Origin of the sequence: Gordonia sp. McavH-238-E (assembly GCF_022348225.1) — a bacterium.
Lineage (GTDB): Bacteria > Actinomycetota > Actinomycetes > Mycobacteriales > Mycobacteriaceae > Gordonia > Gordonia terrae.
On record NZ_JAKRFE010000001.1, the window covers coordinates 282,528 to 304,575 of the forward strand.

At 66.7% G+C, this 22,048-nt stretch carries 24 protein-coding genes; 10 read left to right on the forward strand and 14 right to left on the reverse strand.

What is annotated here, in order from left to right:
- Positions 1-67: 67 nt before the first annotated feature.
- On the reverse strand, positions 68-823 hold the full coding sequence (locus MHN80_RS01165) for a M23 family metallopeptidase (RefSeq protein ID WP_239398874.1): 756 nt from the start codon (positions 821-823) through the stop codon (positions 68-70).
- A 164-nt stretch (positions 824-987) separates the two neighbouring features.
- On the opposite strand from MHN80_RS01165, the gene MHN80_RS01170 reads away from it, so the two are divergent.
- Positions 988-1,272 (forward strand): hypothetical protein, encoded by a 285-nt coding sequence (locus MHN80_RS01170; RefSeq protein ID WP_239398876.1) that lies wholly within the window; start codon positions 988-990, stop codon positions 1,270-1,272.
- A 7-nt stretch (positions 1,273-1,279) separates the two neighbouring features.
- On the opposite strand, the gene MHN80_RS01175 is transcribed toward MHN80_RS01170, so the two are convergent.
- A complete protein-coding gene (locus MHN80_RS01175) occupies positions 1,280-1,885 on the reverse strand; it encodes a TetR/AcrR family transcriptional regulator (protein ID WP_239398878.1) in 606 nt (201 codons plus the stop codon).
- A gap of 360 nt (positions 1,886-2,245) precedes the next feature.
- Here MHN80_RS01175 and MHN80_RS01180 point away from each other — a divergent pair, with 360 nt between their 5' ends.
- The 3 genes from MHN80_RS01180 to MHN80_RS01190 all read left to right on the forward strand — a co-directional run bounded on the left by MHN80_RS01180 (position 2,246) and on the right by MHN80_RS01190 (position 7,059).
- Positions 2,246-3,481 (forward strand): ABC transporter substrate-binding protein, encoded by a 1,236-nt coding sequence (locus MHN80_RS01180; protein ID WP_239398880.1) that lies wholly within the window; start codon positions 2,246-2,248, stop codon positions 3,479-3,481.
- Positions 3,482-3,547: 66 nt separating this feature from the next.
- Positions 3,548-6,340 (forward strand): branched-chain amino acid ABC transporter permease/ATP-binding protein, encoded by a 2,793-nt coding sequence (locus MHN80_RS01185; protein ID WP_239398882.1) that lies wholly within the window; start codon positions 3,548-3,550, stop codon positions 6,338-6,340.
- Complete coding sequence (locus tag MHN80_RS01190; RefSeq protein ID WP_239398884.1) at positions 6,337-7,059, forward strand: ABC transporter ATP-binding protein; 723 nt, start codon at positions 6,337-6,339, stop codon at positions 7,057-7,059. Before MHN80_RS01185 ends, MHN80_RS01190 begins: the two co-directional genes overlap by 4 nt.
- Before the next feature lie 16 nt (positions 7,060-7,075).
- Here the strand turns inward: MHN80_RS01190 and MHN80_RS01195 are convergent, their stop codons facing one another.
- Together MHN80_RS01195 and MHN80_RS01200 are read right to left on the reverse strand one after the other, a co-directional pair.
- The gene (locus MHN80_RS01195) at positions 7,076-7,561 is read right to left on the reverse strand and encodes an SRPBCC family protein (protein WP_239398886.1); all 486 of its coding nucleotides are present in this window, start codon (positions 7,559-7,561) and stop codon (positions 7,076-7,078) included.
- A gap of 31 nt (positions 7,562-7,592) precedes the next feature.
- On the reverse strand, positions 7,593-8,216 hold the full coding sequence (locus tag MHN80_RS01200) for a TetR/AcrR family transcriptional regulator (protein ID WP_239398888.1): 624 nt from the start codon (positions 8,214-8,216) through the stop codon (positions 7,593-7,595).
- A gap of 103 nt (positions 8,217-8,319) precedes the next feature.
- On the opposite strand from MHN80_RS01200, the gene MHN80_RS01205 reads away from it, so the two are divergent.
- Both MHN80_RS01205 and MHN80_RS01210 read left to right on the forward strand, forming a co-directional pair.
- Positions 8,320-8,634, forward strand: coding sequence for a metalloregulator ArsR/SmtB family transcription factor (locus MHN80_RS01205; RefSeq protein WP_180819527.1), 315 nt, complete (start codon positions 8,320-8,322; stop codon positions 8,632-8,634).
- Positions 8,631-9,035 (forward strand): VOC family protein, encoded by a 405-nt coding sequence (locus MHN80_RS01210; RefSeq protein WP_239398890.1) that lies wholly within the window; start codon positions 8,631-8,633, stop codon positions 9,033-9,035. Before MHN80_RS01205 ends, MHN80_RS01210 begins: the two co-directional genes overlap by 4 nt.
- On the opposite strand, the gene MHN80_RS01215 is transcribed toward MHN80_RS01210, so the two are convergent.
- The gene (locus tag MHN80_RS01215) at positions 9,036-10,214 is read right to left on the reverse strand and encodes a DUF2235 domain-containing protein (RefSeq protein ID WP_239398899.1); all 1,179 of its coding nucleotides are present in this window, start codon (positions 10,212-10,214) and stop codon (positions 9,036-9,038) included. It abuts the gene before it with no gap.
- 104 nt (positions 10,215-10,318) lie between these two features.
- Between MHN80_RS01215 and MHN80_RS01220 the strand changes: the two genes are divergently transcribed.
- The 4 genes from MHN80_RS01220 to fadD5 all read left to right on the forward strand — a co-directional run bounded on the left by MHN80_RS01220 (position 10,319) and on the right by fadD5 (position 14,522).
- The gene (locus MHN80_RS01220) at positions 10,319-10,828 is read left to right on the forward strand and encodes a M15 family metallopeptidase (RefSeq protein ID WP_239398901.1); all 510 of its coding nucleotides are present in this window, start codon (positions 10,319-10,321) and stop codon (positions 10,826-10,828) included.
- Between the two features lie 222 nt (positions 10,829-11,050).
- Complete coding sequence (locus MHN80_RS01225) at positions 11,051-11,428, forward strand: YciI family protein (RefSeq protein WP_239398903.1); 378 nt, start codon at positions 11,051-11,053, stop codon at positions 11,426-11,428.
- Entirely contained in the window at positions 11,425-12,675 is a 1,251-nt protein-coding gene (locus tag MHN80_RS01230; RefSeq protein WP_239398905.1) for an RNA polymerase sigma factor, read from the forward strand. The genes MHN80_RS01225 and MHN80_RS01230 overlap by 4 nt, the downstream gene beginning before the upstream one ends.
- 236 nt (positions 12,676-12,911) lie before the next feature.
- A complete protein-coding gene (gene fadD5, locus MHN80_RS01235; protein ID WP_239398907.1) occupies positions 12,912-14,522 on the forward strand; it encodes a fatty-acid--CoA ligase FadD5 in 1,611 nt (536 codons plus the stop codon).
- A gap of 268 nt (positions 14,523-14,790) precedes the next feature.
- On the opposite strand, the gene MHN80_RS01240 is transcribed toward fadD5, so the two are convergent.
- The 9 genes from MHN80_RS01240 to MHN80_RS01280 are packed head-to-tail and all read right to left on the reverse strand — an operon-like array spanning position 14,791 to position 22,020.
- Positions 14,791-15,591, reverse strand: a complete 801-nt coding sequence (locus MHN80_RS01240; RefSeq protein WP_239399276.1) for a crotonase/enoyl-CoA hydratase family protein — start codon at positions 15,589-15,591, stop codon at positions 14,791-14,793.
- A gap of 4 nt (positions 15,592-15,595) precedes the next feature.
- Positions 15,596-16,309 carry a hypothetical protein gene (locus tag MHN80_RS01245; RefSeq protein WP_239398909.1) on the reverse strand — a complete coding sequence of 238 codons (714 nt, stop codon included), beginning with the start codon at positions 16,307-16,309 and terminating at the stop codon, positions 15,596-15,598.
- A gap of 52 nt (positions 16,310-16,361) precedes the next feature.
- Positions 16,362-17,483, reverse strand: a complete 1,122-nt coding sequence (locus tag MHN80_RS01250) for an FAD-dependent oxidoreductase (RefSeq protein ID WP_239398911.1) — start codon at positions 17,481-17,483, stop codon at positions 16,362-16,364.
- The gene (locus MHN80_RS01255; RefSeq protein ID WP_004018564.1) at positions 17,480-18,409 is read right to left on the reverse strand and encodes a DUF1295 domain-containing protein; all 930 of its coding nucleotides are present in this window, start codon (positions 18,407-18,409) and stop codon (positions 17,480-17,482) included. The genes MHN80_RS01250 and MHN80_RS01255 overlap by 4 nt, the downstream gene beginning before the upstream one ends.
- A gap of 4 nt (positions 18,410-18,413) precedes the next feature.
- Entirely contained in the window at positions 18,414-18,890 is a 477-nt protein-coding gene (locus MHN80_RS01260; protein ID WP_004018565.1) for a glutathione peroxidase, read from the reverse strand.
- 60 nt (positions 18,891-18,950) lie between these two features.
- Positions 18,951-19,667 (reverse strand): ferredoxin reductase, encoded by a 717-nt coding sequence (locus MHN80_RS01265; RefSeq protein ID WP_239398921.1) that lies wholly within the window; start codon positions 19,665-19,667, stop codon positions 18,951-18,953.
- Complete coding sequence (locus MHN80_RS01270; RefSeq protein ID WP_239398923.1) at positions 19,664-20,260, reverse strand: sulfite oxidase-like oxidoreductase; 597 nt, start codon at positions 20,258-20,260, stop codon at positions 19,664-19,666. The genes MHN80_RS01265 and MHN80_RS01270 overlap by 4 nt, the downstream gene beginning before the upstream one ends.
- 60 nt (positions 20,261-20,320) lie before the next feature.
- Positions 20,321-21,664 (reverse strand): permease prefix domain 1-containing protein, encoded by a 1,344-nt coding sequence (locus MHN80_RS01275; RefSeq protein ID WP_239398925.1) that lies wholly within the window; start codon positions 21,662-21,664, stop codon positions 20,321-20,323.
- Positions 21,661-22,020 (reverse strand): PadR family transcriptional regulator, encoded by a 360-nt coding sequence (locus MHN80_RS01280; RefSeq protein ID WP_101823231.1) that lies wholly within the window; start codon positions 22,018-22,020, stop codon positions 21,661-21,663. The genes MHN80_RS01275 and MHN80_RS01280 overlap by 4 nt, the downstream gene beginning before the upstream one ends.
- Between the last annotated feature and the right edge of the window lie 28 nt (positions 22,021-22,048).

Sequence of the window (22,048 nt, forward strand, 5' to 3'; positions counted from 1 at the left end):
AGGAAGCAAACAACGATCCCACCGACCGTGTCGGTGGGATCGTTTGTGGAGCAGGATCAGGCAACCGTCAGGGATGCACGCCGCGCTTGTTGAGCCAGGCCTGCGGATTGATCTTGGTGCCGTTGGCATCCCAGACCTCGTAATGGAGGTGGGGACCGGTGGACTGGCCGCGGTTGCCGACGGTCGCGATCTTCTCACCGGCGCGGACCTTCTGGCCTGGGTGCACGAAGCTTTCGTTGACGTGTCCGAAGACGCCGACGGTGCCGTCGTCCTGCTTCACGCGGACCCACTGGCCGAAGCCGGAGGCCGGGCCGGACTCGAGGACGACGCCGTCGGTCACGGCGTAGATGGGGGTTCCGACTTTGTTGGCGATGTCGACTCCGTTGTGGTGGGTGCCCCAGCGCGGGCCGTAACCCGAGGTCACGGTGCCACTGACCGGCTTCACTGCCTTCTTGATTCCGGGGAGGTCGGAGCTGCCCGGGCCGAACGCCGATGGCGGCAGGACGTCGCGAGCGAGGTCGTCGATCTCGGGCGGCAGGACCAGACCGGCCGGGAGCTTCACGTTGTCGGGCAGAGCAATCTTCGGCGCAGGCGGGGGAGCGGGCTGCGCCGTCGCCTGTGCGGCGGTTCCGGCAGTCAGGCCGACCGCGCCGACGAACGCGGCCAGAGCGCCCGTGTGCAGCGCTGTGCGGGTGGCAGAACGCGAGGTGGCACGATGGCGTCCGGGGCGCCGAGTGCTCGACGTCGAGTCGAACAGTGCGCGGGTGGCGGGGCGCGTCGCAGAGTCGGTGTTCAGTCGGTGAAGAGGCAAAGCGTTGTCCATCTCAGTTTGGGTAACAGTTCGGTATCGGCAAGGACACGGCGAGGTTACCCACGGCGACTTAAGCAGACCCTGAGAAGTCAGGATCAGCGCGTACAGAATCCCTGCTCACGCGGCCTGAGAGATCCGGGTCACAGCACCCGAGACGGTCGTGGCACGGTGGAAACATGCCCGAACCCGAACACACCCCGGACGGCCACCACATTGTCGTCAACGGTCGGAAGTGGCGGGCGACGGATCCATTGATCCCGGACGAGCGCCGGTCCGAACTCCAGTCGATTCTGATGGCGTGGCGTCGGGACGTGAAACGGACGAAGGGCGCACCTGAGTCACGTCAGGGCGTCCAGGCGGCGAAGGTCGCGCTCGGGGAGCGCGGCACCCCGTGGTGGGAGCAGACCGACGACGAACGCCGCGAACGGTGGGAGGCCGAGGTCGCCCGCCCCGACGCCTGACCGCCGCCTACCGCGGCAGCAGCGACTCCGCAGCGTACCGGCCGGCGCGCTCGAAGCTCTCGCTCACCTCGAAGCCGGGATCGATCTGCCAGTACCGCATGCTCGACACATAGATCGCGGCCACCATCTGGGCGAGGAACTCCGGCGGGTGGTCGGTGCGTACATCCTGCTGTTCGACGCCGCGCTCGATGAGCCGCAGTACCTCCGAGGTGAACACATGGCTGCGTTCGCCGAGTGTCCCGGACATCGACGAGATCCGTTCGATCTCGCTCGTCACCGTCCGCATGTAGTCCGGGTCGGCGACCGACGACCGCGCGAAGTCGACGAACACGCCCACCACGCGCTCATACGTGCTGAGCGGCTTGCCGAGCATGGCGTCGACGACATGCGAGAACGTCCCCATCAGCTGTCCGTACAGCTCGGTGAGCAGATCGTCCTTGCTCGGGAAGTAGTTGAAGAACGTCGCGCGCGACACCTCGGCCCGCTCGGCGATCAGCTCCACCGTCGCGGCGCTCCCGTCGGACGCCAGCAGCTCGCGCGCAGCAATCAGCAGGCGCTCACGCGTCTGCTGCTTGTTGCGTTCCCGGCGGCCCATGGCCGGAGCTTCGGTCAATGCGGTGCCTTCCGTACGGGCGGGGCGACCCCGACCGACCAATTCTTGCATTCCGCCACCAAAGTTTGGATGGTCGTCTAACTTTTGCCTCTGAGTCCAGTGTGAGTTCGTCGGCAGCACGTCGACGAGGCCACGCGAGTCGACCGCGGGGGGTCTTCCGGCGCCGGACCGACGATCGATGCTGCCGTGCGCATGGATCGCCTCGGTGACCGAGACTCATTGCAGGACAGATTGTTTCGAAACCATCCAGCGACGACAACCTGACGGTTACAGTCGCCACCGAGCCATCAAATCCGACATTTCGTCCCGTTCCCACACCAGGGGACGGCGACGTGTCGAATCACGATCGAAGGGGATCGCATGAAATCACCCAGTGCACTCAGGCGTGTGCTTCGGACCGCGACGGTGATCGGCTGTTCCGGGGTGCTCGCGCTCGGAGCGCTGACGGCCTGCGCCGACGACAGTTCGGAGAGCTCGACCGCGGGCGAAACCAGCCAGCTCCCCAGCAATCCGGCGACGGGCGACCCGGTCAAGGTCGGCCTGATCGTGCCCGAGGGCGGTGCGGTGACGACGCCGATGGTGCGCGAGGGCAGCGAAGCCGCCGTCGAATACCTGAACAACAACGGTGGCGGCATCGGCGGCCATCAGATCGAACTGGTGGTGTGCAAGCAGCAAGAAGAACCCGCCTCGGCCACCAAATGCGCGAATCAGATGGTGGAGCAGCAGGTTTCGGTAGTGGTGTCGCCGCTGGGCGCGCAGGGTGCGGTCATGCTGCCGATCATCGCGGGCGCCAAGATCCCGTTCGTCGCACAGGCTCCGGTGTCACAGGCCGAGATGGCGACCCCCGGCTCGTTCATGCTGTCCGGCGGGATCGTCGCCGTTCTCGCGGGACAAGCCGCCACCGCGGCCAAGGACGGACTCAAGAAGGTCACCCTGATCATCGGCGACTCCGGTGACGCAGCCGCATCGGTGAAAGCGCTCGGCGACCCGATGTTCCAGCGTGCCGGCGTTGCTCTCAACGTCGTCACCGTGCCGGTCGGCGCCGCCGACCTGACACCGCAGATCACCGCCGGTCTCGCCGACAACCCGGATGCGGTCAGCATCCTCGGCGACACCCGCCAGTGCATCTCGGTCCTCAAGACGCTGCAGACCGTCGCCCCCGACGCCTCGAAGTACCTCATCGCCAGCTGCCTCGACAAGCCCGTTCTCGACGCCGTCGGCAACGAAGCGGTCTCCGGCGCCAAGGCGTTCACCACGGTCAACCTCAGCTCCGACGACCCGAGCGTCACCCAATACCGCAGCGTGATGGCGCAATACGCGCCCGACACCGACCCGGCGGGCCTCGCCTACATCGGGTACCAGGTCATGACCGCTCTCGGCGAACTGACCGGGCTCGAGGGCACCGTCAGCGCCCAGACGTTCACCACCGCACTGTCGCAGGCGAAGAACGTCCCGCTTCCGGCCGCACCCGGCATCACCTTCACCTGCGACGGCAAGGCCTTCCCGCCGCTGACGTCGCTGTGCAGCAAGGCGATCCTGGTCAGTGACGTGACCTCCGACGCCAAGCTCGAGAACACCGTCGTCACCAACAACTAGTTCCTCTCCAGATCGGGGGTCGCGTCCGCGCGACCCCCGATCCCCGCACTTCCCAGTGGGAGTTCCATGACTGACCATCTCGCGTTCCTGGTCCTCGGCCTCGGCAACGGCGCCGTCTTCGCCGCCCTCGGCCTGGCGCTGGTGATGACGTTCAAGAGTTCCGGCGTCGTCAACTTCGCCACCGGAGCCGTCGCCCTGTACGCCGCGTACACGTATGCGTTTCTGCGCCAGGGGGAACTCCTCAACCCGATACCCGGTTTCCCGGCGACCATCTCCCTCGGCTCCGACCTGGGAGTTGCTGGGGCGCTGCTCATCTCCGTCGTCGTCGCAGCGATCCTCGGAGTCATCCTCTACCTGCTGGTGTTGCGCCCGATGCGCGCCGCCCCGGCCCTGGCCAAGGCCGTCGCCGCGATCGGTCTGATGCTCGTCATCCAGGCACTCATCGCGCTTCGGGTCGGCGAGAACGCACCGAGTGTCGGCCCCATCTTCAAGGTTGACACGTTCACGATCGGCTCCAGCGCGGTTCCGACGGACCGTCTGATGCTCGCCGTGGTCATCGTCGGCCTTGCCGTCTGTGCGGGACTCGTCCTGCGCTACACACGCTTCGGCGTCGCGACCGAGGCTGCCGCCGAATCCGAGAAGGGCGCACTGGTCACCGGACTCTCGCCGGACCGCATTGCCGTCGCCAACTGGGCGCTGTCGTCCGCCACCGCGGGACTCGGCGGTGTACTGATCGCACCGATTGTTCCGCTGAACCCGGTGGCCTACACCATGTTCATCGTGCCGGCCCTCGCGGCGGCGCTGGTCGGCAACTTCACCGCGATCTCGATCACCGTCGGCGCCGGACTCGTCATCGGCATGCTGCAGTCGGAAGCCACCAAGCTCCAGACCACCTGGGACTGGATGCCCGACGCCGGTGTTGCCGAGGCAGTCCCGCTCATCCTCATCATCGGGTTCCTGCTCATCCGTGGACGTCCACTTCCCGGTCGGGGAGCGGTGACGCGCAATGACCTCGGCCGGTCGCCGCGTCCCGATCATCTGCTGATCCCGGGAATCGTCGGTGTCGTCGTCGCGGTCCTGGCGCTCATCACCACCTCCGGCAGTCTCCGCCTGGCAGTCATCGCCACGATGATCTACGCGATCATCGCGCTGTCTCAGGTCGTCGTCACCGGGTACGCGGGCCAGGTGTCCCTCGCGCAGCTGACCCTCGCCGGCGTCGGCGCCTACGCGCTCAGCCGACTCACCGACGACCTGAACATCCCGTTCCCGCTCGCACCGCTGCTCGCCGCCTGCGCTGCGATGGTCATCGGTGTCATCGTGGGCCTGCCCGCGCTTCGGGTCCGCGGGCTGCCGCTCATGGTCGCGACCCTCGCGCTCGCCGTCTTCTGCGAGGCGTTCTGGTTCCGCAACCCGTCCCTCAACGGCGGATTGCAGGGTGCGCCTGTCGACGCGCCGTCACTGTTCGGCATCGATCTGGGAATCGGTGCGGGCGAGGGGTATCCGCGCATCGCCTTCGGCGTCCTATGCCTCGTCGTGCTGACCCTGGTCGCGTACGCGGTGGCAGTTCTGCGCCGCAGCGGACTCGGCGCGTCGATGCTGGCCGTCCGCGCCAACGAACGGTCCGCGGCCGCGGCCGGGATCAACGTCGGCGCAACCAAACTCATCGCCTTCGCGATCGCGTCCTTCCTCGCCGGCCTCGGCGGATCGCTGCTGGCATACCAGCAGACCCTCGCCACCGCGGGCAGTTACGCCGTCTTCGCCGGGATCGGACTCTTCGCGGTCTTCTACATCGCAGGGGTGACGTCGATCTCCGGAGCGATCCTCGCCGGGATCATCGCCCCGGGCGGGGTCATGTATTTCGCCGCCGACAAGTACGCCTCGTTCGGCGACTACTACATGTTGATCAGCGGGATCCTGCTGGTACTCACCGTGGTCACCAGTCCCGACGGCATCATCGGATACCTGCACAAGATCCCGCTGCCGGGTCGACGCCGACCGGCACCGACGCAGGTCGACGATCAGTCCGTCGCGACTGCGCCGGTACCTTCGCCGACCAACGGCGAGGTTCTCCTCTCGGCCCGCGACGTCACGGTGCGCTACGGGGCGGTGACCGCTGTCGACAACGTCAGCTTCGATCTGCGTTCCGGCGAGATCGTCGGCCTCATCGGCCCGAATGGCGCCGGCAAGACGACCCTGATCGACGCCATCAGCGGTTTCGCGACCGCGGACGGAACAGTGACCCTCGGCGGCACAACCCTCAACGGCCTTGCACCGCATCGTCGCAGCCGGGCGGGGCTCGGTCGGACTTTCCAGGACATCGAGCTCTACGGCGAGCTGTCGGTCGCCGAGAATCTGGCGATCGCCGCACGTCGCGCACCGGGCGACACCGCGGAGAACGTCCGCGACGTCCTGGCGATGCTGGAGGTCGGTCGCCTCAGTGAGGTTGCCGCGGCTGACCTCTCGCAGGGACAGCGTCAACTCGTCGCAGTCGCGCGGGTGCTCGCCGGCCAACCCGAGGTCGCGTTGCTCGACGAGCCGGCCGCCGGGCTCGATAGCACCGAGAGTCGGTGGCTGGGGGACAGGTTGCGCGCTGCCCGGGCGCACGGTGTCTCGATGGTCCTCGTCGATCACGACATGGATCTCGTACTCAGCCTCTGTGATCGGGTCATCGTCCTCGACCTCGGTGCCGTCATCGCCGAAGGCACCCCCGACGAGATCCGACGATCACCGGCGGTCGTCAACGCCTACCTGGGCACGCCGTCATCGGCGGCTGCGGGAACCGGCGAGCCCGATGAGCTCTCGCCATCGAACGGCGCTGGCTCCGAACCTCATTCGACGACCAAGGAGATGACGCCGTGACTGTGCTCGAGTGTCGCGGGCTCGACGCCGGGTATGCGCGCGGCAAGGCCTGCGTCCACGGTCTCGATCTGTCCGTCGAGGCGGGGGAGATCGTCGCGTTACTCGGTCCGAACGGTGCCGGAAAGACGACACTGCTCACGACGCTCGCCGGTCTGCTTCCGCGCCTCGGTGGCGAGGTCAGCGTCGCCGACCAGTCCGTTCGTGCGGGAGAGGCACGCGCAGCGGTTCGCGCCGGTCTCGTCCTGGTGCCCGACGACCGGTCGCTGTTCAAGCAGCTGACGACACGACAGAATCTGCAACTGGCCATTCGACGACGCGGGGCGGCTCGGACCGAAGCCATCGACCGGGTGCTCGAGCATTTCCCCGCCCTGCGTGCGCGATGGAAGGTCGCAGCCGGGGAACTGTCCGGGGGAGAGCAGCAGATGCTCGCCATCGGGCGCGCCCTGTTACAGCAACCCAAGGTGCTGCTGATCGACGAACTGAGCATGGGTCTGGCGCCCATCATCGTCGAATCGATCCTGCCCGTCCTGCGTCAGGTCGCCGACACCGACGGCGCCGCAGTCGTTTTGGTTGAACAGCACGTTCGGCTGGCGCTGGATGTCGCCGACCGCGCGGTCGTCCTCGTTCACGGCGAGATCGCACTCGCGGATTCTGCGGCGACCCTCGCGGGAGACATCGGACGGATCGAGGAGGCGTACCTCGGGTCGGCCCGTGCATAAGTGGCTCCTCAGTCGATCACACCCGTTGACGATGGACCACGGTCGCGAGTCGTTCGAGGGTGTCGATCATGCCCGCCCGGAGATCGGACTTCCGATCCGGCAACCCATACAGCGGGCCAATCACGAACCATCCGAGCAAGCTCAGCGGCCGGGTCACCTCATACGATTCGGTGACTCTTGTGCCGCCCGCTTCGGGCTCGAACCGATACCTCCATCGAAGCGTGCCGGCGATCTTCTCCGTACGTTCGAAGGTGAATTCGCGCCCTCGGTCCGCCACCGTGACAACGGGTTCGTTGTGCCAGTCCGGTCCACGGCCCGCGGAGTTCCGGGCACGGAACCGCGCTCCCACTGCTGGACCCGTGGCTCCGTCAAGCCACTCCACATGCGCGATCTCCGCCGACAGCTCGGGTGTCCGCGTGACGTCAGCGACGATGTCGTAGAGCTCTTCCGGTGTCGCGTCGATGTGACGCGACACCGAATCACTCGTGAGTTCTTGCCGCATGACAGTTCCTTTCCTGGTGCCCGAGGCCGGCTCAGGGCGAGTGGTGACGCACCCACATTCGTAGGGCGTCGTCGAGTAGTCGGGAGAAAACACCCGACTCGAAGGTCGCGTCGGGTTCATTCGACATCTGCTGCGAACCGATGCCCGACACGACTGCGGTGAGGAGGCGGAAGGCGTCCTCGGAGTCGGCGGTCGGGCCCAATTCGCCGGCCGAGACCGCGGTCGCCAAATCCGCACGGGCTTGGTCGACGATGGCCCGAGCGGGAGCGAAAGCTGCCTCGCTCGGCTCGAATCCCGGTATGGGACGCCAGAACAGCAGCGCCGCCAGCCCCGGTTCCTGCACCGACCAGCGGACGATTGCCCTCGATTGCTCGAGGAGGCGGTCGAGGCCGGGGTCGCGGTCGACGCGGGCGGCGTCCACATACCGGATCAGTTCCAAATTCCCCGTCTCGAATAGACGGTCGTACAGGGCATTCAGCGACGGGAAGTACTTGTACAGCGATGGTGGTCGCATTCGCATGCGCCGCGCGATCTCCGATATCGACACGGCACCGGCGCCCTGCTCCGCGACGATATCGCGGGCGTGACCGATGGCCTCGTCGATGGTGGTCTGTCGACGGTGGGTCCGTCGAGATGAGCTATAACCCGTAGCCATGGCTAAATTGTATAGCTTTTGATCATCGAGGGACAAGAGGTCGTTCGATCCTTGTCTCGGCTTTCTGGCGACGCGTCAAGTCGGCAGGCTCCCGATCGTTGACATGCAAGCAGCCACTTGCCTATCGTCAGGTGTGGCTGACGTGTTCCATGCGCTCGATGACTCGACGAGGCGGGCAATCCTCGACGAACTCGTCGAGCGTGACGGTCAGACGCTGTTCGAGATCTGCGGACGTCTCACATCTCGGCGTGGGTTGAACCTGAGCCGGCAGGCGATCTCGCAGCATCTGGGTGTGCTGGAGACGGCCGGACTCGTCCACACCGAGAAACGTGGACGCTCCAAATTCCACTACTTCGACCCCGCACCGCTCGACGAGATCGCCGACCGGTGGCCCGCCCATCGAAAGGACCTCCCATGAGACTCACATTGATGTCCGTCTTCGTCGACGACCAGCGCAAGGCGCACGAGTTCTACACCGAGATACTGGGATTCACCACGCGGCACGACATTCCGATGGGGGAGGACACGTGGTGGCTGACGGTCGTCTCCCCTCAAGACCCAGAGGGGATGGAACTCCTCCTCGAACCGTCCGGCCACCCCGCGGTGAAACCCTACCGGGATGCGCTCATCGAAGACGGAATCCCGCTGGCGCAGTTCGCTGTCGACGATGTGCAGGCCGAGTACGAGAGGCTGCGCGGACTCGGCGTCGAGTTCACCCAGGAACCCACCGACATAGGCCCCGCGGTCGTCGCGGTGTTCGACGACACGTGCGGCAACCTGATCCAGATCGCCGCTGCGAAAGACGCGGCCCCGCAGTGACTATCGCGGGGTAGCCACCGGCTGGGGGATCGGGTTCGGCGGTGTCGTGGTGGCCGGCGCAGCCAACGGCGGTATCTCGACAGCCCGCACCGACAGGTCATTGATCAGCTTCTTCCACGCGCCGATGTTCTTCGCCTGCTTCTTGCGGGACCCGACATCGTCATTCCACCGAGTGAGCGCAGGCGCGGCTATATACAGCGGCCTTGCAGGATCATTCTTGTCCGCCTCGAGCAATCGCGACTGACCCTTGTGACGCACGGTTTCTCCGCGCATCCGCAGCGGGCCGAAGGCGAGCTTGACGATGTTGACGATGCGGTACGCGGCGTTCATCGACTTGTTGGTCGTGTACCTCTCGTTCGACGGGTCGATGGGGAAGCTGATGGGCGTGAATCGCTTGTAGCAGAACTGCAGGCCGGCAAGCTCCGCCTCGCGCACCATCCAGGACAGACTCAGTTCCGAGGGTTCAGTGACCGCCAGACCACCGCCGATGTCGGAGTGGACCCCCTCGAACCACACCTGTTTGACGTCGATCTTGCCCTCGTCTGCCTTGTCGACTTCCCAGACGCAGGGATCGAACGTCAGCCGACGTTCGTCGATGGCGAGCGCCTGTCTGGCCACTGCGACGTTCTTGCCGAGCTTCACGTCGTGGAACTTGTGCTTGACGCGGGTGATGCCGGGAACGCCGAGGGCACCGACGGTGTCGAACACACCGATGAACTTGACCGGCACCGGGGCGCCTGGGGTCTTCGCCGGACGATCTTCCCGCTTCATCCGGTAGTACCGCAGGACGGTTTCGAAGAGGTTCTCGGTCGGATGCTGCGCGAGTTCCAGCGGTGAAACCAGCCCGACCTGCCAGATCATGCCCCCAAGACTCCGTGCGGTGTACGCGCCGCGACTGAACCCGAAGACGAAGATCTCATCGCCGGGCTCGTAGTTCAGAGCGAGGAATCGGTAGGCATCGACCAGGTTGGCATCGAGGCCGCGACCGAACGCCCCGCCGATGATCCGGTCCGACCAGCCGGATCCGGTTCCGACTCCGTTGACATAGTGAACGAGTTGGACCGTCCCGTCGTCGGCATCAGTGGTGACGGCCCGGGCGATCTTCTCCACATTCGAAATTCTCGGGTCCTTCGACGACTTCCACGTACCGTCGCAGCAGACCACCAGACGCTTCTTCATTTTTCCGACCCTCCACAGGCTCGCACGCGGCCCACCCGACGATGACGATAGTCGCTTCGCGCAGACGGGTGCAGCAGTTGTCGGTCGTACGGTTTACTGCGGTCATGAGCTTTCTGGACGTTCTACCGAGCCGAGTCGCGATCGTTTGTGCCACCGTCCTCGGCGTCCTGCTCGTCGCAGCGTTCGGCGCCGCGCCGGCCGGCGCCGCACCGCCGACAACGGGCCTCGACCCGGTCCTGGCGACGGCCTATCAACAGGCGTCGAATGCTGCTCGTGCACAGGGGGTTCCGTTGTGGATCACCTCCGGCAAGAGAACTCACGCCGAGCAACGTCAGATGTGGCGGGATGCGATCGCGACCTACGGAAGCCCCGAAGCCGCCCGACGGTGGGTCCTGCCACCGGAGCAGTCGAGCCACGTGCACGGTCGGGCCATCGACGTCGGACCGCGGGAAGGGGCCGCCTGGCTGGAACGCACCGGGTACCGATGGGGACTGTGCCGGACGTTCGCGAACGAGTGGTGGCACTTCGAGATCGCGACCGTGCCCGGCCTGCCGTGTCCGGCGATGTGGCCCGACGCCGCTGTCCGGGCCGACCGCGGCGGCGACCCTTCGTGACGGCCCTCCGCAAGCTCCGGGCCTCCTCAGGGAGCAGTACAACCGCCCTCCGCAAGCTCCGGGCCTCCTCAGGGAGCAGTACAACCGCCCCCCGCAAGCTCCGGGCCTCCTCAGGCGAGAACGACCGAAAAGATCTCTGCCGGAGATGTCGAATGGCGCCCCGCGAGGTCGTCATCACTGCACACGGACCGATGAGCGGCCCGACGAACGAGAGGTCAGACCATGCATTACTCACTGCTCCTGCACTACCCGGAGATGGACGCGTCGACCCTCGGTGACGAGGCCATCGCACAGGGAGAAGCTGCGTTCGCGGCCTACACCACTGCCCTCCAGAAGGCAGGCGTGCTCGTGAGCGCCGAAGTGCTGCAACACTCGGACGTCACCACGACACTGCGCAAGGTCGACGGTCAACTCGTGGTCCAGGACGGTCCCTTCGCCGACACCAAAGAGCAACTCGGCGGAACCGTCGTCATCGATGTCGACAACCTCGACTCCGCCATCGAGTGGGCGCGTCAGGCACCGCCTATCGAGTGGGGAGTCGTCGAGATCAGGCCCGGCGCCACCTACACCGTCGACGGTGCCTGGACTCCCAACGCATGATCCGACGAGAAGCGCACACCGCCGCCGAACATGCCGCCCGAGCGTCATATTCGCGGTTGGTGGCGCTTCTCGCAGCTTCCTCGGGCGACCTCGCTCTGGCCGAAGACACTCTGGCAACCGCCTTCGAACGGGCGCTCGTCACCTGGTCCGCCGACGGGGTGCCCGCGAACCCGGAGGGATGGCTACTCACGGTCGCGCGCAATGAGCAGCGCGACGTCTGGAAGTCGGCGGCGCACCGCACGTCGACCGTTCTCGACGACACTCTTTCTCCAGGAGCCAGGGCCGTGACCCCCTTCGACGATGTGGACCCGGACGCCATCCCCGACAAGCGACTCGAGCTCCTGTTCACCTGTGCGCATCCGGCCATCGACGCAGCAGCCCGAACCCCGCTCATGATGCAGTCGGTGCTCGGCTTCGAAGCGACCGACATCGCTGGTGCGTTCGCAGTCGCGCCGTCGGCGATGTCGCAACGTCTGGTTCGTGCGAAGCGTCGTATCCGCGATGCACGCATACCGTTCGTCGTTCCCGACCGCGCGTCGATGCCCGGACGCCTACCCGCAGTCCTCGAGGCCGTCTACGGATGTTTCGCGATCACATGGAACGATGCGGACGGCGCCGACCCCGACACCGTCGAATCGATGGCGGGGGAGTCGCTGTACCTGGCCGTCACGCTGGCCTCGCTGCTCGACGACCCGGAGGCCTGGGGTCTCGCCGCGCTCATCGCGCTGTCGTTGTCGCGGGCTCCGGCGCGAATCGGGCCTTTCGTTCCGCTCGAGGAGCAGAATCCGTCGACCTGGGATGCAGAGCTGATCCGCGATGGCGAGGTGATGCTTCGACGCGCCTCGTCGTTCGGCCGACCACACGGCCGATTCCAGCTCGAAGCGGCCATGCAGTCCGTTCACGCCGACCGCGCACGCACCGGTGTCGTCGACTGGGCTGCGTTGCGGTCGCTGTCGTCCGCGCTGGTGTCCGTGTCGCCGACGCTCGGTGCACGGGTTGCTCACGCCGGGATCGTCGGGCGTGCGAGTTCTGCTCTGGACGGACTGTCCCTGCTCGACGAATTGAGCGGTGATGCAGCGGATTTCGGACCGTTCCACGCTGCGAGAGCGGATCTTCTGGTACGGGCCGGGCACTGCGACGCGGCGCGTGAGCACTTCGAACGGGCGGCGGTGCTCACCGGCGACGAGCGCGCACAGGACTACCTTCGACGCCGTGCGGGCGAGGTGTCGCAGGACTGTCGCGAGTGAGCCGCAGGGTGCTGTCGGGCGACGCAGAGGGAGTCACGACCGACCAGGGGAGAATTCTCCGCTCGCTGAGCTCGGGCCCCAGTCGACGGGTCGCCGGCGGGTCTCACCCAAACCGCGGGAATGCCTGAATCTGGCAACACGGACGACCTAATGTGTGACGCGAGACACAACAGTGCCGACCCCTCGACGAGGGAGTTCACAACGGGTCGAGTCCGCTCGACGAATGGGAGGCAGTCATGACTGCAAGTGCCGACGTCACCAGCAATCTGACGACGGAGCCGTACCGCTCGCGCCGCAATCACTGGAACAACCAGGTGCGCCGGCACGCCATGATGACCCCGGACAAGACAGCGATCACCTACCTCGACAAGAACACCAGCTGGAAAGAACTCGACGACCGGTCGCACGCCTTCGGCGCGGCCCTCCATCGGCGTGGCGTCCAGTTCGGGGATCGGATCCTGATGGCCTTGCTCAATCGCACCGAGTACATCGAGGCGATCCTCGGGGCCACCCTCATCGGTGCCATCCCGGTGCCGGTGAACATCCGCATGAGTCCGGCCGAAGTCGCGTACCTCGTCACCGACAGCGGGGCGAAGGTCGTCGTCACCGAAACGCTGCTCGCGCCGATAGCCGACGCAGTCGCCGGATCGACCGGCCAGATCGACACCATCATCGTCGTCGACGGCAGCGACAACGACGCCCACCTCGACTTCGAGACCCTCCTCGCCGAGGATGCATCGGACCTGCCGGAGGTCGACGTGCCGGAGGACACCGTCGCCGCCATCATGTATACGTCGGGCACCACGGGAAAGCCCAAGGGCGCCATGCTCACCCACCAGAACATCCAGGCGCAGGCCGTGACGACGATCGCCACGGCCGGGGCACAGTCCGGTTCCGATGACGTCGCGTCGATCGTGCCGCCGCTGTTCCACATCGCGGGGATCGGCGGCTTCGCACCGATCTTCTACCGCGGGGTGCGCGCGGTACTGCACCCGCTCGGCGCCTTCGATCCCGACACCATGCTCGACACCCTCGAACGCGAAGGCGTCACCTCGGTGTTCATGGTGCCTGCGCAGTGGCAGGCGGTATCTGCGGCACAGAAGGCGCGGCCCCGGGACCTCAAGCTGCGCACCATGAGCTGGGGCGCGGCGCCGGCCTCGGACACCGTGCTCAATGCGATGAACGAGTCCTTCCCGGGAGCCGCGAACATGACCGCGTTCGGGCAGACCGAGATGTCTCCGGTGACGACGATCCTGGAGGGCAAGGATGCGCTGCGCAAGCTGGGTTCCATCGGCAAGGTCGTGCCGGCGGTCACCGCGCGGATCGTCGATCCGCTCATGAACGACGTCAAGCCCGGTGAGGTCGGGGAGATCGTCTACCGCGGACCCAACATGATGATCGGCTACTGGAACAAGCCCGAGGCGACCGCAGAAGCCTTCCGCGGCGGGTGGTTTCACTCGGGCGACCTCGTTCGCCAAGACGAGGAGGGTTTCCTCTACGTCGTCGACCGTGCCAAGGACATGATCATCTCGGGTGGCGAGAACATCTACTGCGCCGAGGTCGAGAATGCGCTCTACGGACACCCGAGCATCGCCGAGGCCGCCATCATCGGTCGGGCCGACGAGAAGTGGGGCGAGGTACCGGTCGCGGTGGTGGTGCTCGCCGACGGCGTCGATGATCTCACCCTCGCCGAACTCGAACCGCACCTCAACGAGAACCTCGCCCGGTTCAAGCACCCGAAGGACCTGGTGATCATCGACGAATTGCCCCGCAATGCTGGCGGCAAGGTCGTGAAGCCGAGACTTCGAGAAGCCTACGGCAGCAAGGACGCCGGCCTGTCCAACTGATCCGATGCCGGCCCGGGCGGGCTACAAAAGACTCCGCACCCGAATCCGAAAGAAGCGTCCCCCCTGCTCCCTGAGGAGCGCCCGGAGCTTGCGGAGGGCGCGTCACGAAGGGGCGTGGCGAGATGCGTCGCCGACCCTTCGTGGCTCGTCGCTTGCGCTCCTCGCACCTCAGGGACCAGGGGTCATACGGTTCCTTCGGATCAGGGACCAGTGCTTTTGCGGTTTCTTCGAATTGGGGAGCTTAGATTGACACAGGGCCGGGGTCCGGTCACTCCGGGTCGGCGAAGCTCGGCTCGCGCCGCGCCATCCCGGCGTGGACCGCCTCCATCTGATTGGGCGAGCCCATCAGGCCGACCTGGAGTTCGCTCTCCAGCATCAGCGCCGCAGCCGGTTCCGTGCCCGCCCACGACTCGTCGTAGAGACGTTTGGCGGCGCGGACCGCGTGCGGCGACTTCGACGCGATCTCGTGGGCCAGCTCGAGCGCAGCGGTGAGCGGATCGTCGACGACGCGCGTGACCAGGCCGAGGCGCTGGGCCTCCGCGCCGTCGATGATGCGGCCGGTGAACGTGAGTTCCTTTGCCACATCAGCGGACACGAGCCGAGGCAGAGTCTGCGTGATGCCCATGTCGGGCACCAGACCCCACTTGACCTCCATGATGGACAGGCGCGCATCCGGGGTCGAGTAGCGGATGTCGGCGCCCAGCGCGATCTGCAGGCCACCGCCGAAACAGTTTCCGGTGATGGCCGCGATCACCGGCGCGGGGATCCGGCCCCAGTCCAGCGACACCCGCTGCGCGTGGTTGCCGAGCACACCCGGTTCGCGGTCCAGCAGCGAGTTCACGCCGCCACCTTGACCCAGGCTCGACACGTCGAGTCCGGAGCAGAAGCTCTTGCCCGAACCGTGCACGACCACGGCCCGGACGCGCTTGTCGGCGGCCAGCGTGCCCGTCACGTCGATGAGGGCTTCGAACATCGCCGGGTCGAGGGCGTTGTGTTTGTCGGCCCGGTTGAGTGTCGCGGTGGCGACGCCCGCATCGTCGATGTTCACGATGATCCGCTGCTCGGTCATGAGGTCATTTCCCATCTGTTGCAGGGTGTTTGATCTGGTCGAGTTGACGACCGCGGCGTCGGTAGCGCCAGATGAAGTAGCCGACCCCGATCGCCAGAACGATTCCGATGACCACGCCCCACGCGGTGGCGGCTCGAAAGCCGGGCGCGTCGACGTCGAAGATCCGTTCACCGGCGTGTGCGCCGTTTCCGCCGCCGGCGACCACGGTGAGGGTGAGCAGATTGGGGATCGCGATGATCACGCCGAGTACGGCGAACATGATCGTCGGGACGTTCTTCATCCGGCTGCGATTGACGAACGCCAGGGTGAAGAACAGCACGGGCAGGAAGGTGCAGACGATCCCCAGCACCAGCCCGGTGCCGATGCCGCGGCTGAACGATCCCTCGACGCGCTGTCCGATCTGACCGGCCCACCAGCGCGGGAGGAACGCCTCGAGGATGAAGTAGGTGACCACGAGCAGGGCGGCGATGACGAGACCGATCACCACCTTCTTCACGACGGCGTTCGCACGCTCGCCGGCCGTCGGTCTGGCCGGCGGCGCGTCCGTCGTCGATCCATCGGGTGGCACCGCACCCGGGGTCTCGACGGGATACGAGGTGGCCGGCGGAGTGGTCCCGGGTGACGTATGTCCCGGCGGGAACGCGCCTGACGGAGTCTGTCCCGGCCCGCCCGGCGTCGGGTGGCCGGAGGGATTCGCAGAGAACGGTTCGTTGCTCATGCGCCGAGTCTATGCGCGGTCGCCACCCTGTCCGCCGGGATGAGCGACACGGTCACCGGGGCTTACGGATGCCGCCGTAGATCCCGCGCCGGACGATCCACGGTTGCAGGATCGTGTCGACCGACCACGCCGGAAAGCGGAACGGACGACCGTTGGGCGCGAAGACCTGGAGTCCGTCGGCCTGCACCCCGAGCACCGAACCCCACCGACGCCGTGGGGGAACGTAGCGTCGCGCCCGGTCGGGCCGCCCGCCGAGGTCGGCGCGGATGTTGTGTGCGAGCAGACGATCGGCACGATTGCGAGCCGAACTGCGCAGATCGTCGGTCGCCGCGACGTCGCCGATGGCGTACACGGAATCGACCCCGGGCACCCGTAGTTCAGCAGACACACGGACGAAACCCGACGCGTCGAGCACGTCCGCAGGCAGCCAGTCCGTGTTCGGCGCGACCCGGCCGATGGCCCACAGCACGGCGTCCGCCCCGACCGCCGACTGGCCGGTCGAGAAACTCACCGGACCGGGCGTGATCTCGTCGCAGCTGAATCCGTCGGGCACGACAGCGCGATGGCCGCCGTGGACACCGACCCCGAGCCGACGCAGTCGGGCGCGGACCGTGGCCCAGGTACGCGGATGATGCTGCGGCAGGGCGCGATCGCCCGGGTGGTAGAGGTCGATCTGCTTGTCCCGCCAGGTGGCGGCCAGGTTGGCGGCGGCGCTCACCGCCGCCGCACCGCCACCGATCACGGCAATGGAGTCGGCGTCGGCGAATCGCCGATGCGCAGAACGTAAGTCGGCGTCGATGTCGGCCGCGGACTGTAACCCGGGTTGTCGCCAGAAGCCGTTCCGTACCCCGGTGGAGATGACCAGCGCGTCGAAGCCCTCGACGGTCGCGGCGCCGGCGGCATCGACAACGGAGACGGTGCGGTTGTCGAGATCGGCGGCCGTCAGCGTGCCGTGGACGGTCCGGATGCCGTCGAGTTTGCGGAAGCGCCCGAACGGGATCCGATAGTCCCGGGCCCACTCATCGGGCCGGCTGATCCGGAGGCCGAGCTCCTGACCGCTGACGAGTCCCGGCTTCGACGAGATGCCGACGACATCGGCATGCGGAGCGAGGTGGATCGCGGTCAGCAATCCGGAATCACCGAGACCGGCGACGACGACGCGGGGTCGGCTCACGCAGTGACCTGATCCGGTGGATGGGCGGCCGAACGCGGCGGCCGGGGGATGAACCGCGGCACCCGGTCGATGACGTCCTGGTAGCCGGGACGTCGCTCGAGGCTTCGCTTCTCCATCATGGGGATGCTGGCGCCGAGGAACATGGCGAGCATCAGCACCGCGCCCACGAACAACCACCACCAGTCACCGGGCGAGGCGGCGAGGCCGAACAGGGCCATCGACACCCAGAACATGACCTCGCCGAAGTAGTTGGGGTGACGCGACCACGCCCAGACGCCGGTGTCGAGCACGGCGCCCGGCGTTCGGTGTGCGGCGAACCGACGCAACTGTCCGTCGGCGATGTACTCGAGCGCCGTGGCGGCCAGTCCCACAACAGCAGCGACCGCCGTCAACCATGCCACCGCGCCGGTGTGGGTGACGGCGACGTAGATCGGGATCATGCCGAGGAACACCTGGAAGGTGGGGAAGACGTGGATGGCCATCAGATCGACGGGCAGTTCGGCGCGCCCGGCACCGGACTTCAGCATCGGGTAGCGCCAGTCCTCGTGCTGCAGTCCCGGCCAGCCGATCGCCCAGTTCGCGGTGAGTCGGATCGCCCAGGCGCCGATGACGACGGCGATGACCCAACAGTGCACCGCGTCGATGCCGACGTCACCGGCCGCCCACCAGTAGAGGAAGAGTGCCGGCGGTACCACACTCCAATAGGCGTCGTAGAAGCTGGAATTGCCGTAGTACCGGCTGAACCCGAAGATGACCAACGTGGCCAGCAGGTCGGCGATGAGGGTGTCCAACCACAGGTACGCGGTGGTCGGACCCCAGATCAGCCAGGCGGCAGCGACTGCGAAGGCCACCAGGTAGGCGATCGTGATCCGGGCGAATGAACCGGTCCGACTGTAGGTGCGCTCGGTGTTCACAGGGTCACCCATCTCGTCACAGCTGTTCTTCGATGGACCCGGCGAGCTTCTCCGGCTTCGTGGTCGGCGCATACCGCGCGACCACCGAACCGTCCCGCCCGATCAGGAACTTGGTGAAGTTCCACTTGATGCGGCCGCCCAGCACGCCGGATTTCTGGTCCCGCAACCAGGCGAACAGCGGGTGCGCCTCGGGTCCGTTCACGTCGACCTTCGCGAACATCGGGAACGTCACGTCGTAGGTCAGCGAACAGAAGTTCTTGATCTCCTCCTCGTCGCCCGGTTCCTGATGTCCGAACTGATCGCACGGGAAGCCGAGTACACGCAGCCCCTTGTCGGCGTAGTCCCGGTGCAGGGCTTCCAGACCGCGGTACTGCGGGGTGAATCCGCACTGCGAGGCGGTGTTCACGATGAGCAGGGGACTGCCCTGGAAGTCCGAGAGTTCGACGGGTGTGCCGTCGATGCCGGTGGCGGTGAAGTCGTACGCGGAGGTCATGCCGCTACGCTACTTCCCAATCAAGCACTTGCTCGGGAGAATCGGCGAAGGATCCGCCGATCACTCCCCGAACCGCTCCGTCCGGATGCGGGTGCGATCGTGTCCGGCGTCGACCATCCATTGAGCGCAGCTCTCGACGAACCGATTGGGACCGCAGATGAACACGGTCGGCGACGTCGCGGGATCGAGTGTCAATCCGGCGAGCTCCTCGGCGGTGAGACGTCCCGCAGGTCGTGTCGCATCATCGGGCGCCACTCGGGTGTGGATCAGGTGGACGTCCATGCGCCGGTGTTCGATCAACTGCCGCAGCTCGTCCCGGTAGTAGACGCGGTCGGGGCTCCGGACCGAGTACACGAGGGAGAACGGCGTCTGCGGGGCCTCGACCTCGCGGCCGCGGATCATCGACATGAGCGGCGCGATGCCGGAGCCGCCGCCGATCAGCTGCACGGGCCGGTCGTCTCCGGACGGCCAGGTGAACCAGTATCCGTGCGGATCGCTGATCTCCAGCGGGTCGCCCACCTCGACGACGTCGACGAGGTACGGCGACACCTCACCGTCCTCCAGGCGTTCGACGGTGACCTCGACCGAACGCGTCTCGCGGACATCGGACAGCGAGTAGGCGCGTGCGGTGGAGTACCCGTCCTCCGCGGTCAGCCGGATGTCGACGTGCTGACCGGGTAGCGCGTGGACGGCCTCGGGGAGAGCGAGACGCAACGTACGCGCGGTCGGGGTGATGTCGACGACCGAGGTGACCGTCGTGAGATGCCAGGTCGTCACGAGTAGCGCTGCTCGCGCCAGGGATCGCCGTACATGTGGTATCCGCGTTCCTCCCAGAACCCAGGCGCGTCCTCGGTCATGAAGCGCAGTCGCCGAACCCATTTCGCGCTCTTCCAGAAGTACAGGTGCGGCACCAGGAGTCGGGCGGGGCCGCCGTGCTCGGCGGCGAGCGGCTCGCCGTCGTAGGTGTCGGCGATCCAGCCGCGGCCGTCGACGAGATCGGCGAGCGGCACATTGGCGGTGTACCCGCCGTGGCAGTGCGCCATCACGAACGGCGCCGGCTCCCACGGCAACGCACGCAGCAGCGTGTCGAAGGAGACCCCACGCCACCGGGTGTCGAACTTCGACCACCGTGTGACGCAATGGATGTCGGTGGTGACGTCCTCGTGAGGGAGGTCCTGGAACTGCTCCCACGTGAACGTGGCCGCCTTGTGGTCTGCCGACTGCACGGCCAGCATCCAACCGGCCGGGGCGACCGCGGGCGTCGGCTCCGACGAGAGTACGGGGAAATCGAGGGTCGTGTACTGCCCGGGCGGGAGACGCCGGGCGTCCCGATCGCGGCGTCCCACGAACCCTCGGTTGACGATCGCCATGATCGCGGAGTCTACGCGGCAGCACACTATTCGGCCCGCTCGCTCCGCTCCCGGCGCCGGTCAGGCGAAGTCGAACAGCGGCGGCACCGCGACGACGACCGCGGCCGCCCAGAGTCCGAACACCGGCAGGTAATCCGTCTGCCAACGCTCCGTTGCGTCGAACCCGCGGCGCCGACGCACGAAGCCGAAGAGCAGATACGCAGCCCACGACAAGTTCACCAGCAGAACGAGGTTGAGACCCAGGGCCACTGTCTTGTTGGCGGTGAATCCGAACTCGGCGATCCGCGAGGCCATGATCGTCAGCATGACCGCGTCGACCGCGAGCGCGGTGACCACCAGCACCAGCTGCAGCCGGTCGAAGAGTTCCGGTCGCAGATGCGGATCGCGCGCCGAGATCGCGTACAACAGCAGGCCGAGGACGACGACAAGGATCAGGTCGATCAGGATCAACAGCTCACGATCGACGTCCACGACGTCGCCACTGGTCACCATGGCGACCAGCAACACGACGAGCATCACCGCGGTGACCGGGGTGAACACCTTGGTCAGCACCGGCGCGATGTTCTCGACCACGCTCTGCTTCGCCTCGACCAGCCACGCGGCGAGCAGCACGATGCCGGTCGCTGCGATCGGCGCCAGCCACTGACTGATCACGGTGTCCACGTTGATGTCGAGGGCACTGAAGGCGCCGGCGGTCAGCCCCGTGAGCACCGCCGCGCCGAGACCGAGAAGCGTTGCGTACACGACCCACTCACCGGTGAAACGGATGAAGTCCATGCGTCTGGGTCCCGACCGCCACCGACCGCCGACGTACGTCACGCCCACCAGGAACCACAGCACGATCGGCGCGTGGATCGCGACGATGGCCTGGGTGGGCCCGTCGGCGACGAACGGGTAGATGTTGACGATCACTGCGGTCCCGACGAACGCGGTGGCCACCGCGACCGCGATGCGTGGCGTGATCCCACGCTTCCATCCGAAATACACCGCCAGGAACGGCAACACGAGAATCGTCGCGTTGCGGACGAGGACCCATTCGGGCATGACCTCCAGCGCGATGCGGACCGTCGCGGCCGCTGCGACGACGAGACCGATCACCACACCGAGTTCGTGACGCCGCCGGCCCAGGCCGTCGGCCGGCTCCGCGGTCAGGACCAGCTGTTTCCACAACCTGTCGGAATGCTCGCGGGCGAACTCGCGCGAGAGCGCATCGACCCGTCCCATCCGCTTGACGGCGACCAGGAACGCCTCGTCGTCGTCGAGACCGCCGGCGGCGAGGTCCGCGATCTGACCGCGCAGGTGATCTTCCATCTCGTCGGCATCGGTGGTGGCGATGGCCTGATGGCGCAGCACATAACCGCGCCACCGGTCGATCTGGTTCTCGAGTTCGGTGCCCGCGTTCACGTCAGGCCCTCCGCAGCCGGCGGCAGGGCGACCGTCCGCCACACCTGATCGAGCGCGTCGGCCACGACCTCCCACTGCGACCTCCGCTCGGCGAGCGCGGCCAGCCCCGCGGCGGTGATCGTGTAGTGCTTGCGACGCCGTCCGGTGTCGGCCCTGCCCCACGACGCCTCGACGTGGCCGGCGCGTTCGAGACGATGAAGAAGTGGATAGAGCATCCCGTCGGTCCACTCCATCCGACCGCCGGACATCTCCCGGACGCGCTTCAGGATCGCGTAGCCGTACGACTCGCCCTCGGCGAGAATCCCGAGCACCAGCGGGGTGGCAGAAGCGGCCACCAGGTCTTTCTCGATATACATAGAACCCCTATACCTAGAGCTGCTAGTA